Source organism: Streptomyces sp. NPDC111516, from assembly GCF_055635345.1.
This window is the reverse complement of sequence record NZ_JBVKBV010000021.1, coordinates 48,254-62,091: the sequence shown is the minus strand read 5'-3', so window position 1 is coordinate 62,091 and position 13,838 is coordinate 48,254. Positions and strand designations below refer to the sequence as shown.

Here is a 13,838-nt window from a genome sequence, read left to right as displayed (position 1 = left end):
TCAAGCAGACCCCCCAGCCGGTGAAGCCGGTGGTTCCGTCCGCCGGGTAGATGACGCACGCGCGACCTCCCGCCTCGTATTGGGCTCATGCGCCGGCCCAGGGGCCGTCTCTCGGATCTCAGAGCCTCGCAGGCATAGGCCCGGCAGTGCAGGGTGCACGACCGGGCCTGAGTGGTGCAGATCAGCGTCGCTCGGGGTTGGAGCAGGGCGTTCTTGGCGTTGAGCGCGGCCAGGGCCGTTCCGAGTCCGAAGACCTTGACCGAGGTGAGGCGGTCGATCGCGCCCATCCACTTCGGCAACTCAGCTTGCGAGGGATCCGCCGGGCGCCGGTGCCACTGCCGGGCGCCGAAGAGGACGAGGAGCACGCCCAGAGCGAGCTTGAGAGCCCCCCCACCCAGGTGGCCGGGTGATTGTGGGCGCAGGCGCCTGCGGGTGAACCGATCGCCAGCATCACCGCGCCCAGTGCCGCGAGTCCCAGGATCCAGCCGACGGCGAGGAGCAGTCCGTTGAGACGTCCCCGAGGTGTGGCGAGGACAAGGATGATTGCGATGATCGGGAGAGGGCTGATCGCGACGCCGGCCGCAAGCCCCAGCACGTCACCGAGAACTTTGCCCGTGATCGCCTCCAGGTGGGGGCCAGGGTGGCGATCACGCTGCGACTCGTTCCGGTCGGGAGGATCGACTGATCCTGATCAGTGGAGCGGGCGGTAGCCCGCTACCCTCATCGTAAAGGCACGGCAAAACGCGCTCGTCAAGCGCGTATCGCGGCCGGTTGAGCGACGCGTTTCGGACGTTCCAGCTGCCGGGCCCCGGATGCACTGGACGGTGCCGCAACACCCCCTATGCTTCTACACACCTGTAGAACGCGGGGTGCTCGCGGCCGACGCTTCCGGCCCGCACCCGCGGCCTTCCCCTGCCCCAATGCACGTACGCACATAAGGGAGTGGACGCCACGATGGTGTTCAAACGGCTGCTCGGCTCGCTCGGCGTGGGCGGTCCCATGGTGGACACGGTCCTCGTGCCGGGCGCGGTGCTGCCCGGCGGCGGCCTCTCGGGCGAGGTCCGACTGGCGGGCGGCGGCGCGGACTTCGACATCGAGCACATCACCCTGGAGCTGATCGCCCGGGTGGAGGCCGAGCACGAGGACGGCGAGAGCCACGGCACCGTCACCTTCGACCGGTACGTCGTCGGCGGCGGCTTCCGCCTCGCTCAGGGCGAACACCGCAGCGTCCCCTTCACGGTGAACCTGCCGTGGGAGACGCCGATCACCGAACTGTACGGACAGCAGCTGGGCATCGTCCTGGGCGTGCACACCGAGCTGTCGGTGGCCGGCGCCAAGGACAAGGGCGACCTGGACACGCTCACCGTCGGACCGCTGCCCGCGCAGGAAGCGATCCTCGAAGCGTTCGGACAGCTCGGTTTCGGCTTCAAGTCCGCCGACCTCGAATACGGCCGCATCGGTGGCACTGGCCAGCGACTCCCCTTCTACCAGGAGATCGAGCTGACTCCGGCGCCCCAGTATGCCCACGCGGTCAACGAGATCGAGGTGACCTTCCTCGCCATGCCCGGCGGCACGGAGGTGATCCTGGAGGCCGACAAGCGCGGCAATCTTCTCTCCTCCGGCCACGACGCACTCACGCGCTTCACCGTCGCCCACGACGACGTCCGTCACCACAACTGGAACGACCTGGTCGACAGCTGGGTCCGCGAACTGATCGAGCACCGCTCGCCGTACGGCTCCAACTCATCGTACGAACACGTTGGTTACAGCCACCACGGCGACGCTCACCACGGCGACCCCGGCCATCACCAGGAGCTTCGCGACAGTCGCCGGTCCGGCCCCGGCCTGGGAACCGCTGTCGCGGTGGGTGCGGCCGGACTCGCCGCCGGCGTAGTCGGCGGCCTGGTCGCCGCTGAAGTCGTTGACGAGGTGGGGGACTTCTTCGAAGGGGACGACGAGGACGAAGGCGGCGAGGACTGACCATGTTCGGCATCAGCGAGATCGCGATCATCCTCATCGTCGTCATACTCGTCCTCGGCGCGAAGAAGCTGCCCGAACTCGCCCGCAACGCGGGCAAGTCGGCCCGCATCCTCAGAGCCGAAGCGCGGGCCATGAAGAACAAGGACGCGGACAACGCCACGGCCCCGGCGCCCCGTGTCATTTCCGGCGAGACGCTCCCCCCTCGGGGCCCGGAGCAGGCCCCGCGCCCTCAGTGACGCGGGCCCTACGGGCGGGGTGTGCGGCTGCGCCCCCAGCCGCATGTCCCGCCCCGCGCGCTCACAAAGAAATCGGCGCGTCGGTGCGCGGGTCGGCTTCCCCACGGAAATTCGGGGTGTGCCCGTCGGAGCTCACCCCGCGGTGACCTTGGCCACGAAGGCATCCAGGTTGTCCGACATGCGCGCGAGGCGTTCGTCCAGGGTCAGGGACTCCTCGTACCGCCCGGAACGCAGCTTCGGCTGCCGCTTGCCGCGCAGATACAGGGGGCAGGCGAGGTCCCCACAGATGTAGATACCGACCGTGTTGCCCTCGCGTCCCCGCGCGCCCGCCAAGGGGGCGGCGAGCAGGGAGACCCCGGAGGAGGCGTGGCCCGTCAGGCAGATCTGGCACATGCTGGACTTCACAGCGCTGGTGCGCCTCACGGAGGGTATCCGCAGAGAGATCCCCAGCGGGCCCTGCGCCCGGGGCAGCACGAGATGCGCCCTCAACGGCGCTCCCGGATCCACCCACCCCAGGAAGTCCAGGTCCTCCCAGGGCAGTTCTGCGAAGTCGAGCGGCAACCGGAGCCGCGCCGCCTCGCCCTTGGTGCAGTTCACGAAGGATGAGCGGATCTGTTTCTCGCTGAGCGGGTCCACGGGCGTCGACCCTACGTCCGCCCCGACCTGCACGCATCCCAATATCCGACCCGACCTGCACGCATCCCAATATCCGACCCGGCCTGCACGCATCTCCGTCACAGCTTCTTCAACGCCGGTATGGAGCGCCTGCCCGACATGCACCTTTCGTACTCACATGCGAATCTGGAACTGCCCGTCGTCCGAGAACCGCTACAGGAGGCACGATCGTGGGCAAGAAGCAGAGTCGGCAGAACCGCGGTGCCCGCACCGGCGGCCATGAACGCAGCGCCGCTCCGGAGACGAAGGAACAGACGCAGCGAACGGCCGGCCAGGAGACGGTGCACGCGATCTCAGAACAGGTCTCCCACCGGAAGCAGCGGAGGTTCGGCCACAACTGATCCTCGGAGATCTACGACGAACCGCCCTCTGCGGTGGCACCCGGCATGGGTGCCACCGCAGAGGGCGGTTTGTCGGAACCGGCGGTACGCGAGGTGCATACAGGAGCGTGGGGCGCCCGACTTCCCCGACACCTGTACCGACGGCCACTTCCAGGAATCTGCCCGGGACGCGACATCGGCGGGTGCCAAGCGGACCGCGCGTGTGCGCCCCGTAGGGCAACTCCTCGGCCGTGCACCTCGTAGCTTTTGGCCACAGCGGTTATGACCGTCGTCGCCGGACATCGGACGTGTGACACCCCCGGCACCCGATCTTCCGTTCACAGAACCGGAATTCGGCCTGGACGCATGGCCACGTGAATACCACCGGCCGGGCACGTGTACAGGAAGCGGCGTCGGCGGGCATGCCGGGCCCTCCGGGCACGCCCCCCGGACCCACCACACTCCCCGGAACTCGCCGGGTGCCCCTTCCCGGATGGCGCGATGGCCCCGAGAGCACGAGTCTCCGGCAAGGTCGCACGAACCGCCGCTCGCACCATTCCAGGCGCATCCGGAGGTTTATCTACGCGCGGAGCCTCGACGCCCGAACGATCATTCGGGCATATCAGACCAGTTCTTCCCCAGCTATTACCGGCGGGTACTAAGAGCTGCTAGAAACGTGGCGCTCCATCAACCCCCCACCCACCCCCCACACTTCGGAGGGCTGACAGGCATGTCAGTACGGAGATTCTGGGCGTCCGCATCCACTCTGGTCCTCGCCGTCGTGGCCGCTCTGGGCGTCGCCCAGCCGGCCTCGGCAACCTCCTCGGCCGCCGCCGGCGGGTACGTCGCTCTCGGCGACTCGTACTCGTCCGGCGTCGGCGCGGGGAGCTATCTGTCCGACAGCGGCGACTGCCGCCGCAGCACCAATGCCTACCCCTACCTCTGGGCAGCTGCGAACTCACCTTCGTCTTTCGCCTTCGTCGCCTGTTCGGGCGCCACGACGAGTTCGGTGGCCGGCAGTCAGCTGGGCGCGCTGAACTCGTCCACCGGCCTGGTCAGCGTCACCGCCGGCGGCAACGACGTCGGCTTCGCCAGTGTCATGCAGGACTGTGTACTGTCCAGCGAGGCCGCCTGCCTGAGCAGTGTCGGCTCAGCCGTCTCGCAGATACAGAACTCGCTGCCGTCCGGCCTGGGTTCGCTCTACGGTGCCATCCGCTCGCGGGCTCCGCAGGCGCATGTCGTGGTGCTGGGCTACCCGCGCTTCTACCAGTTGAGCGGAACCTGCATCGCCGGGCTCTCGGAAAACAAGCGAGCGGCCATAAACAATGCGTCCGATGTCCTGAACGGTGTCATCGCCAAGCAGGCGGCCAACGCCGGGTTCACGTTCTCCAGCGTGGCGGACGAGTTCACCGGGCACGAGCTGTGCTCCGGCGACGCATGGCTCCACAGTGTGTCGATCCCCGTCTACAACTCGTACCACCCGAAGGCCGCCGGACAGTCTGGCGGCTACCTTCCGGCCTTCCGCTCGGCCGCGTAGGACGCGGACGAGGGAGGTGCAACCGGCGGTACGGACGTACAGAAGCACTGACGTACAGAAGTACAGCCGGCATCACAGAGATGCGGCGGGCTGCCGGGAGCGGGTGCTTCCGGCAGCCCGCCGCAGGTCTGTTGCAGTTCGGGCTCAGATGCGGGTTCAGGTGCAGGCGAGTCGCTCCAGGCACGGGCAGTGGTGCCCGGCCGGTGCGGAGCAGGGCCGGGAGGGTGGCGGTCGCGAAGCCCGGTTACGCGGTATCGACAGGCCGCGACGCCTTGATCGAGTACATCAACGGAATGCGCGGACGGTCGGCGGGGAAACGGTAGAAGCCGTCGCCCTGCCGCTCCAGCGAAGAGAAACGGGCGAAGAGCGAGACGTCGTGCTCGTGCAGGAACTCAATACGCAGCCCGGCGGCGGCCAGCGCCGACACGACGTCGCCGATCGGATGCTGCCATTCGACGCTGCGGTTGTGGACGGTCGGTGCGTCGAAGTCCGCGTACGTGCCCGGCGTCTCGTCCACCCACGCGTCGCGGCTGAAGTAGTCGTGCACGACCTCCGCACCGGTCGAGTCGTCGAGGCAGTCCGTGATCGGGTGGAACTCCGCAACGTAGAGGAACCCCCCGGGCGCGACGAGCGAAGCTGCCGTCTCGGCCCAGCGCCGGGTGTCGGGCAGCCAGTTCAGCGCGCCGACGCCGGTGTAGACGATGTCGTACGACGAGTCCGGTACGGCCTCCGCCGCGTCATGGACATCGGCCGCGACGAATGCCGCCCGGTCCTGGGTGAACCCGAGCTCGCGGGCCAGGCCGCGCGCCGTCTCGACGGCCGGTTCCGAGAAGTCCAGGCCGACGACGTGCGCTGCGCCGTGCCGGGCCCAGGAGAGGGTGTCGACACCGATGTGGCACTGCAGATGCAGCAGCGACTTGCCCGTGACGTCCCCGACCTCGGCGCGTTCGAAGTCGCGCAGCGCGTCCTTGCCGGCACGGAAGGCGTCGAGGTCGTAGAAGTCGCTCACGGCGTGGATGGGGACCCGCTCGTCCCAGTGGGCACGATTGGCCCGGTGCCAGTCGGCGGGGGTCGGTGCATGCATGTCCGGGAGGTTATCCACAGGCTGAGGGCGATGCGAACGGATTGTCGGCGTTCCGGCGCAGAATGGGGCACATGACTGAGATCACTGGCTCGACAGCCCCGTCCGCACAGGCGACCGTTTCCCTGCCCGCGACCGCCTCGGTGCCGGAGTGGGAGCAGCGTTTCCGGGCGCCGCGGGTGTCGCTGCCCGACTGGGCCGAAGATGCGCCGCACCGCGCGCTGTTCGTCTCCAACGCCACAGGTACGTACGAGCTGTACGCATGGGACCGCGCCACCGGCGAGCAGCGCCAGGTGACCGACCGGCCGAACGGGACGACGGACGGTGTGCTGACACCGGACGGCGAGTCGATCTGGTGGTTCAGCGACACCGACGGGGACGAGTTCGGGGTGTGGATGCGTCAGCCGTTCCACGGCGGCGGGGGAGAGGAGACGGTGGACGAGTCGGCGGCCCCCGGCCTCGGTGCCTCGTACCCGGCCGGGCTCGCGATCGGGCGCGACGGCACGGCGGTGATCGGCCGTTCGACGGACGAGGACGGAACGACGATCCATGTCGTAAGGCCCGGGGCCGCACCCGTCGAGATCTACCGGCACCGGGAGTCGGCGGGCGTCGGCGACCTCTCGTACGACGGGACGCTGATCGCCCTGGAGCACACCGAGCACGGCGATGCGATGCACTCCGCGCTGCGGGTGGTGCGGCCGGACGGGTCGACGGTCGCCGAGCTGGACGACACCGAGGGCGGTACGAAGGAGCTGGGCCTGTCCGTGCTGGGCTTCGCCCCCGTCGCCGGGGACACGAGGCTGCTGGTCGGGCATCAGCGACGGGGCCGCTGGGAGCCGATGATCTGGGATCCGCTGACGGGCGTGGAGACGGACCTCGCGATCGATCTGCCCGGTGATGTGGGCGCCGAGTGGTATCCGGACGCCTCGGCGCTGCTCATCGTGCACGGCTTCGAGGCCCGCAGCGACCTGTGGCGGTACGAGCCCGGGTCCGGCGGTGCTCCCGTCCGGGTGGAGACTCCCGCCGGTTCGGTGTCGGGTGCCACGGCCCGGCCGGACGGCACGGTGGAGTACCTGTGGTCGTCGGCCGCGCAGCCGCCCGTCATCCGGTCCACCTCGGGCGCTGTGGTGCTCGATCCGCCCGGCTTGAAGGCCCCGGCGTCCGTGCCGGTGGAGGACGTGTGGGTGGACGGGCCCGGTGGCCGCATCCACGCACTCGTACAGCGGCCCGCCGCCCCGGCGGAGGGGCCGTTCCCCACCGTCTTCGAGATCCACGGTGGCCCGACCTGGCACGACAGCGACGCCTTCGCCTCCGGTCCCGCCGCCTGGGTGGACCACGGCTACGCGGTCGTCCGGGTCAACTACCGCGGCTCCACCGGATACGGCCGCGCCTGGACGGACGCCCTCAAGCACCGGGTCGGCCTGATCGAGCTGGAGGACATCGCCGCGGTACGGGAGTGGGCGGTGAAGTCCGGGCTCGCGGACCCGGCGAAGCTGGTCCTGGCCGGTGGTTCCTGGGGTGGCTATCTGACCCTGCTCGGCCTCGGTACGCAGCCGGACGACTGGGCCCTGGGCCTGGCGGCCGTCCCGGTCGCCGACTACGTAACGGCGTATCACGACGAGATGGAGGACCTGAAGGCGATGGATCGCACGCTGCTGTGCGGCACGCCGGAGGAAGTTCCCGAGCGCTTCGAGGCCTCGTCCCCGCTGACGTACGTCGACGCCGTCCGGGCCCCGGTCTACATCTCGGCGGGCGTCAACGACCCGCGCTGCCCGATCCGCCAGGTCGAGAACTACGTGGACCGGTTGAAGGGCCGTGACGCGGTGCACGAGGTCTACCGTTACGACGCGGGACACGGTTCGCTCGTCGTGGAGGAGCGGATCAAGCAGGTCCGCCTGGAACTCGACTTCGCCCGCCGCCACCTGGCCCCGCAGTCGGGCCCGTCCGGCGAGTAGGGCGTCCGTTCCGCCCTGGGCGTCTGTTCCGCCCTGGGCGTCTGTTCCGCCCTGGGCGTCTGTTCCGCCCTGGGCGTCTGTTCCGCCCTGGGCGTCTGTTCCGCCCTGGGCGTCCGTTCCGCCCGGTACGGGCCACCGCCACCGGGCATCGGTCGGCACCCCGCGCCGGGCGACCGGAGCGGGGACCGTACCGTGGAGGTGTGTACCGGTTCCTGCTGACCCCGCGATGGTGGGGGATCAACCTCTTCGTCGTGCTGGCCATCCCGTTCTGCGTCTTCATGGGCACCTGGCAGCTCGGCCGCTTCGAGGACCGCGTGCAGACGCACGACGCCGCCGAGAAGCAGCCCGCCCCGGGCACGAGGGCCGCCAAGCCGATCGACGACCTCCTGCCCGTCGACACGGTGACCTCCGGCCGCCCCGCGACCGCGACCGGCCGGTACGCCGACCAGTTCCTGGTGCCCGGCCGGGAGTTGGACGACAAGAGCGGCTTCTACGTCCTGAACCTGCTCCGTACGGACAGCGGCAAGGCCCTGCCGGTGGTACGCGGCTGGCTGCCCGGCGAGCCCGGCCACACCGCCGTGCCCGCCGCACCGACCGGCAAGGTCACGGTCACCGGCGACCTCCAGGCGTCCGAGAACGCCGGCACGGCCGGCGTCGACGCGGCGGGCGGGCTCCCGCACGGGCAGGTCGGCATGATCAGCGCCGCGTCCCTGGTCAACCTCGTTCCCTACGACGTCTACGACGCCTGGGTGACGCTCCAGGACACCGGAGTCACCGGTGCGCTGCGCCCCGTACCGGCCGCCGCACCGCAGGGCACCGGGCTCGACCTGAAGGCCTTCCAGAACCTCGGCTACACCGGGGAGTGGTTCGTCTTCGCCGGTTTCGTGCTCTTCATGTGGTTCCGGCTGGTCCGCCGCGAGGCCGAATCGGCACGCGACCTGAAGCTGGGCCTCGTCGCAGACACGGACACGGATGCGAGTGTGGGCCCGGATGCCGACACGGGCCCGGGTCCAGGGGTGGGCGCGGACACCCGCCCGGTGGATCCGGCCGCCCCCGACGCGAGCGTCGGCACCGTCTGAGGACGTACACACGTGAGAGGGTCCCGCCCGCCGAATCGGCCGGTGTACCCCCTCACGCATGCGCCATACGCCGCAGTCCCGCCCCGCCCGCGTCACACCACGAGGCATCTCGGGGCGCCGCGTGGCGTCACGTAGTGGGAGCCAGCACCCCGGTCCGGTAGATCGTGCCCGCGCAGGCGTTGGTGATCTTCGTCTCCGCGACCGGCGCGCCCGCCTCCGGCGTGTGTGTGACGGCGACACTGCCGTCCAGTTCCCCGCCGCCGTCCGCGCTGCCGAACTGCGAATTCATGGCGACGGACCCCTCCGCGCTGCCCGTACCGGAACCGGCGGCGGTGGCGCCACCCGCGCTGTCCGTGCCGCCCGTCGGAGTCGGGCTCGGTGAGCCTCCGGCGGTCGGGCAGGTGTCCTTCGGCACCCAGGCGAACTTCACCTCGTACGCCATGGACGGCTTCAGCAGCACCGTCCCCTGTTCCTGCGAGGGGTCGGGCAGCCCGGATGCCGCGTCACCCGCTGTGTGCTGGACAACCGTGATGTCTGCCGGGTCGGCCGCGCCCATCGCCTGAAAGCCCACACTTCCGCTGCTGCTCACCGAACAGTCCGTGCCGGAGACGTTGGCGATCCGGAAGGTGCCGTACACCGTGCCGTCGGCACTCGCCGCGCCCGTCTCGGCCGAGGCGACCGAGAGCTGCCCCGGGTCGCAGTTCGGCCTGGACGCCGCCTCGGACGCAGCCGGGCCGGTGACCCCGCCGGCCAGCCCGCCGTCGGTGCCCTGGCCGCGGCTGTCGGACGGGCCGCTCGTGCTCGCGGGACGGTTGGGGCCGCCGTCGGCCTGCCCGTCGCTGCCACCGCCGTCGCTCTTCCCGCCGGTCGCCGAATCGCTCTCGGTGCCGTTGCCGCCCTGCGCCTGCTCGCCGTGTCCGGCTATCGCGGGATTGGTGGCGTTCGAACCGTCGGAGTTCGCGACGTGGACGAAGGCCGGGACGGCCGTGCCGATGAGCAGTGCCGCCGCCGCCATGCCGACGACGGCCTGTCGTCGCCTGGCGCGCCGGACGGGCACCGCGCGCTGCAGAAGGTCGAGAGTCCCGTCGCTGGGTTCGATGTGCTCGACGGCCCCGTGCAGCATGCGGCGCAGCGCGACCTCGTCCATGTCCGCACCCGCACCCTGACTCACCTGTGAGGCGCTCTCCGACCCGCGGTTCTCCGGCCCCTTGGGCCCGTCGTTCACCATTCCGTTTCCAGTCGGGCCGTTCCAGGGCTCATGCTCGTGGCCGTTCTCACGGCCGTTCTCGTTCCCGTGGTCGCGCCGGCTCATACCTGCGCCCCCATCACGACGCGCAGCGCTGCGATCCCACGCGAGCCGTAGGCCTTGACCGAGCCCAGGGATATGCCCAGCGTCTCGGCCACCTGGGCCTCCGTCATGTCCGCGAAGTAACGCAGCACCAGAACCTCCCGCTGGCGCCGTTGCAGCCCCCGCATCGCCTTGATCAGCGCGTCCCGCTCCAGTTGGTCGTACGCGCCCTCCTCCGCACTCGCCATGTCCGGCATGGGCTTGGAGAGCAGCTTCAGCCCGAGGATGCGGCGGCGCAGCGCCGAGCGCGACAGGTTGACGACGGTCTGGCGCAGATACGCGAGTGTCTTCTCGGGGTCCCGTACCCGGTTCCGCGCCGAGTGCACGCGGATGAACGCCTCCTGCACCACGTCCTCACATGAGGCGGTGTCGTCCAGGAGCAGAGCCGCGAGGCCGAGCAGCGAACGGTAGTGGGCGCGATAGGTCTCGGTGAGATGGTCGACGGTGGTTCCGGCAGCCACGCTCTCCTCAGCGCCCTCGCGCTGCGACGGCAGCCGCGCGGGACGCGCAGCGGGAATGGGCGCGATCACCGGCATACCGCCGGGCGCGCGGGGCCGTCTGAGCGGCCGGACCGAAGCGCCGCGCAGGGGGCCCACCACTGTGATATCGAGAACCTCTGCCACGCCAGTTGGACACGCTTCCCCCCGTCAGGGTTGTACGCGCGCAGCACCGCGTTCGACACGGTGCGACATGCCCTCATACGTACCTGCTCTTCCCCGAATGCCCCGACTGTGCGCCCCGCCGCGCAAGAGGTGACCGCATAGACGCGCACCGTCCGGCCGGCGGTTGCAGCAGGCCCAAAGGTCATCGTCGGACACCCTGAGACCCAGCTCAAGAGGTTCAGGCCCGCAACTTGCTCACAGGGCATTCACAGAATGCGTATAAACAGGTCCGATCAGGACCGAGGGAATTCGGCGGCCACCGATTCGGCGATCTGCGCCACGTTCAGCGCCGCGCCCTTACGGAGATTGTCGCCGCAGACGAACAGTTCCAGACCCCGGGGATCGTCCAGCGACCTGCGCACCCGCCCGACCCAGGTCGGATCGGTGCCCACCACGTCGGACGGTGTCGGGAAGTCCCCCGCCGCCGGGCTGTCGTACAGCACCACGCCCGGGGCCGTCGCCAGGATCTCGTGGGCCCGGTCGACCGCGATCTCGTTCTCGAACCGTGCGTGCACGGACATCGAGTGCGTCGCGATCACGGGTACGTACACACAGGTCGCCGCCACCCGCAGGCTCGGCAGATCCAGGATCTTGCGGCACTCCTCACGGATGGCCAGTTCCTCCGACGACCAGCCGTCGCCGGCCTCGGTCCCGGCCCAGGGCACCACGTTGAGGGCCACCGGTGCGGCAAAGGGGCTGCCTTCCGCGTCGCCCACGGCCCGCCGTACGTCTCCGGGCTTCGTGCCCAACTCCGTACCGGCCACCATCGACAGCTGTTCGCGCAGCGCCGCGACACCGTCGCGGCCCGCCCCGCTCACCGCCTGGTACGAGGAGACGACCAGTTCCCGCACGCCGAATTCGGCGTGCAGCGCACCGACCGCGACAATCAGCGAGAGCGTCGTACAGTTCGGGCTCGCGACGATGCCGCGCGGCCTGATCCGTGCGGCATGCGGATTGATCTCGGGCACGACCAGCGGAACGTCCGGGTTCAGCCGGAACGCGGCGGAGTCGTCGATGACGACCGTGCCCTTGGCGGCGGCGATCGGCGCCCACTGCGCGGAGACGTCGTCGGGCACCAGGAACAGCGCCACGTCGACGCCGTCGAAGACGTCCTCGGTGAGTTCGAGGACTTCGCTCTCCTCTCCGCGTACGACCAGCTTGCGGCCGGCCGAACGCGGCGAGGCGATCAGCTTCACCTCGCCCCAGACATCCGCGTGCTGCGAAAGGATCTGGAGCATGACGCCGCCGATCGCCCCGGTCGCTCCGACGACCGCGAGCGAAGGACGGCGGGCGGTCATCGGCCGGTGCCCCCGTAGACGACGGCCTCGTCGGAATCGCTGTCGAGACCGAAGGCGGTGTGCACGGCGCACACGGCCTCGATGACGTCGTCAGCACGCGTGACCACCGAGATGCGGATCTCGGATGTCGAGATCAGCTCGATGTTCACCCCGGCGTCCGAGAGCGCCTCGAAGAAGGCCGCCGTGACGCCCGGGTTGGTCTTCATACCCGCGCCGACCAGGGAGATCTTCGCGATCTGGTCGTCGTAGCGCAGCGACTCGAAACCGATGGTGCCGCGGTTGCGCTCCAGGGCGTCGATGGCCTTGCGACCCTCGGACTTCGGCAGCGTGAACGAGATGTCGGTCAGACCGGTCGACGCGGCGGAGACGTTCTGCACCACCATGTCGATGTTGACCTCCGCGTTCGCGATGGTGCGGAAGATCGCGGCGGCCTCGCCCGGCTTGTCGGGCACGCCGACGACGGTGATCTTGGCCTCGGAGACGTCATGGGCGACTCCGGAGATGATCGCGTGCTCCACCTTCTGGTCCCCTTGCGGCTCGTTGCTGACCCAGGTTCCACGCAGTCCCGAGAAGGACGAGCGGACGTGGATCGGGATGTTGTAACGGCGTGCGTACTCCACGCACCGGTGCAGCAGCACCTTGGAGCCGGACGCGGCCAGCTCCAGCATGTCCTCGAAGGAGATCCAGTCGATCTTCCGGGCCTTCTTCACGACCCGCGGGTCGGCGGTGAAGACACCGTCCACATCGGTGTAGATCTCACAGACCTCGGCATCCAGCGCGGCCGCGAGCGCGACGGCGGTGGTGTCGGACCCGCCGCGGCCGAGGGTGGTGATGTCCTTCTTGTCCTGGGACACACCCTGGAACCCCGCGACGATCGCGATGTTCCCCTCGTCCAGCGCCGTACGGATACGGCCCGGCGTCACATCGATGATGCGCGCTTTGTTGTGGACCGAGTCGGTGATGACGCCTGCCTGGCTGCCCGTGAACGACTGGGCCTCGTGGCCCAGGTTTTTGATCGCCATCGCCAGCAGGGCCATGGAGATCCGCTCCCCGGCGGTCAGCAGCATGTCGAACTCACGCCCGGCAGGGATCGGAGATACCTGCTCGGCGAGATCGATCAACTCGTCCGTCGTGTCGCCCATCGCTGACACCACGACAACCACCTGGTTGCCGTTCTTCTTGGCATCGACGATTCGCTTGGCGACGCGCTTGATGCCTTCGGCATCGGCTACGGAGGAGCCTCCGTACTTCTGCACGACAAGGCCCACGTGCGCTCCTCGCTCAGTCCATTACTGCGGTCGGCTCAGTTTAACGAGCAGTCCGGAAACGCCCCGCCGATACCACATGGTGAGATGTCCCGCTCAGTACGTGATCATCGGCGTGCCGCTCCGAACTGCTCGTACGGGGCTGCTGCCCGCCGATCGGGACCGCACTCCCGGATGTGGTCCAGCCCACACGCGCGGTGGGCCGGGTCCACGATGCACGAGCGCTCCCCCTCCAGCGTGGACCGGAACCCCACGGTCCGCCCTTCGGAGGCCTCCACCATGCGTACGCCGCCCCAGGGCGCGGACGAGCTGGGGCACGTTTCGCGCACGGACAACGGCGCGCAACCGGGCTTCATGCGGGACGGCGACCTGCGGTGCGACGGGGGGGTGAGGCCGGGCGGC

General features: G+C 69.6%; 12 protein-coding genes and 2 pseudogenes. 6 read left to right on the top strand and 8 right to left on the bottom strand.

The annotated features are described in order from the left end of the window. Window positions 1-242: 242 nt before the first annotated feature. A pseudogene (locus ACZ7L9_RS29800) lies at window positions 243-365 on the bottom strand (GAP family protein); the annotation flags it as partial. 101 nt (window positions 366-466) lie between these two features. Then, window positions 467-595 (bottom strand): annotated as a pseudogene (locus ACZ7L9_RS29795) (GAP family protein); the annotation flags it as partial. 359 nt (window positions 596-954) lie between these two features. Here ACZ7L9_RS29795 and ACZ7L9_RS29790 point away from each other — a divergent pair. Continuing rightward, on the top strand, window positions 955-1,980 hold the full coding sequence (locus tag ACZ7L9_RS29790; protein WP_471419988.1) for a sporulation protein: 1,026 nt from the start codon (window positions 955-957) through the stop codon (window positions 1,978-1,980). Window positions 1,981-1,982: 2 nt separating this feature from the next. Next, a complete protein-coding gene (locus tag ACZ7L9_RS29785; protein WP_471419986.1) occupies window positions 1,983-2,216 on the top strand; it encodes a twin-arginine translocase TatA/TatE family subunit in 234 nt (77 codons plus the stop codon). Between the two features lie 132 nt (window positions 2,217-2,348). Here ACZ7L9_RS29785 and ACZ7L9_RS29780 read toward each other — a convergent pair whose 3' ends face one another. Then, a complete protein-coding gene (locus tag ACZ7L9_RS29780; RefSeq protein ID WP_471419984.1) occupies window positions 2,349-2,852 on the bottom strand; it encodes an FBP domain-containing protein in 504 nt (167 codons plus the stop codon). Between the two features lie 209 nt (window positions 2,853-3,061). Here ACZ7L9_RS29780 and ACZ7L9_RS29775 point away from each other — a divergent pair, with 209 nt between their 5' ends. After that, window positions 3,062-3,232, top strand: a complete 171-nt coding sequence (locus ACZ7L9_RS29775; protein WP_471419982.1) for a hypothetical protein — start codon at window positions 3,062-3,064, stop codon at window positions 3,230-3,232. Window positions 3,233-3,941: 709 nt separating this feature from the next. Next, a complete protein-coding gene (locus tag ACZ7L9_RS29770; RefSeq protein WP_471419980.1) occupies window positions 3,942-4,748 on the top strand; it encodes an SGNH/GDSL hydrolase family protein in 807 nt (268 codons plus the stop codon). Window positions 4,749-4,992: 244 nt separating this feature from the next. On the opposite strand, the gene ACZ7L9_RS29765 is transcribed toward ACZ7L9_RS29770, so the two are convergent. Beyond that, window positions 4,993-5,832, bottom strand: a complete 840-nt coding sequence (locus ACZ7L9_RS29765) for a class I SAM-dependent methyltransferase (protein WP_471419978.1) — start codon at window positions 5,830-5,832, stop codon at window positions 4,993-4,995. Between the two features lie 71 nt (window positions 5,833-5,903). Here ACZ7L9_RS29765 and ACZ7L9_RS29760 point away from each other — a divergent pair, with 71 nt between their 5' ends. After that, window positions 5,904-7,784, top strand: a complete 1,881-nt coding sequence (locus ACZ7L9_RS29760; RefSeq protein ID WP_471419976.1) for a S9 family peptidase — start codon at window positions 5,904-5,906, stop codon at window positions 7,782-7,784. 200 nt (window positions 7,785-7,984) lie between these two features. Then, window positions 7,985-8,863 carry an SURF1 family protein gene (locus tag ACZ7L9_RS29755; RefSeq protein ID WP_471419975.1) on the top strand — a complete coding sequence of 293 codons (879 nt, stop codon included), beginning with the start codon at window positions 7,985-7,987 and terminating at the stop codon, window positions 8,861-8,863. A 127-nt stretch (window positions 8,864-8,990) separates the two neighbouring features. On the opposite strand, the gene ACZ7L9_RS29750 is transcribed toward ACZ7L9_RS29755, so the two are convergent. From ACZ7L9_RS29750 to ACZ7L9_RS29735, 4 genes are all read right to left on the bottom strand, one after another. After that, the gene (locus ACZ7L9_RS29750) at window positions 8,991-10,091 is read right to left on the bottom strand and encodes a hypothetical protein (RefSeq protein ID WP_471419974.1); all 1,101 of its coding nucleotides are present in this window, start codon (window positions 10,089-10,091) and stop codon (window positions 8,991-8,993) included. Between the two features lie 80 nt (window positions 10,092-10,171). After that, window positions 10,172-10,834: a SigE family RNA polymerase sigma factor gene (locus tag ACZ7L9_RS29745; protein ID WP_471419972.1), complete on the bottom strand. Its 663-nt coding sequence runs from the start codon at window positions 10,832-10,834 to the stop codon at window positions 10,172-10,174. 272 nt (window positions 10,835-11,106) lie between these two features. Beyond that, complete coding sequence (locus ACZ7L9_RS29740; protein WP_471419970.1) at window positions 11,107-12,171, bottom strand: aspartate-semialdehyde dehydrogenase; 1,065 nt, start codon at window positions 12,169-12,171, stop codon at window positions 11,107-11,109. Then, the gene (locus ACZ7L9_RS29735; protein WP_471419968.1) at window positions 12,168-13,439 is read right to left on the bottom strand and encodes an aspartate kinase; all 1,272 of its coding nucleotides are present in this window, start codon (window positions 13,437-13,439) and stop codon (window positions 12,168-12,170) included. The genes ACZ7L9_RS29740 and ACZ7L9_RS29735 overlap by 4 nt, the downstream gene beginning before the upstream one ends. Window positions 13,440-13,838: the final 399 nt, after the last annotated feature.

Excerpts from the sequence above, each read along its gene's own strand:
- ACZ7L9_RS29750 (WP_471419974.1), bottom strand. The coding sequence starts at position 10,091 with ATGGTGAACGACGGGCCCAAGGGGCCGGAGAACCGCGGGTCGGAGAGC.
- ACZ7L9_RS29790 (WP_471419988.1), top strand. The coding sequence starts at position 955 with ATGGTGTTCAAACGGCTGCTCGGCTCGCTCGGCGTGGGCGGTCCCATG.
- ACZ7L9_RS29765 (WP_471419978.1), bottom strand. The coding sequence starts at position 5,832 with ATGCATGCACCGACCCCCGCCGACTGGCACCGGGCCAATCGTGCCCAC.
- ACZ7L9_RS29740 (WP_471419970.1), bottom strand. The coding sequence starts at position 12,171 with ATGACCGCCCGCCGTCCTTCGCTCGCGGTCGTCGGAGCGACCGGGGCG.
- ACZ7L9_RS29785 (WP_471419986.1), top strand. The coding sequence starts at position 1,983 with ATGTTCGGCATCAGCGAGATCGCGATCATCCTCATCGTCGTCATACTC.
- ACZ7L9_RS29770 (WP_471419980.1), top strand. The coding sequence starts at position 3,942 with ATGTCAGTACGGAGATTCTGGGCGTCCGCATCCACTCTGGTCCTCGCC.
- ACZ7L9_RS29760 (WP_471419976.1), top strand. The coding sequence starts at position 5,904 with ATGACTGAGATCACTGGCTCGACAGCCCCGTCCGCACAGGCGACCGTT.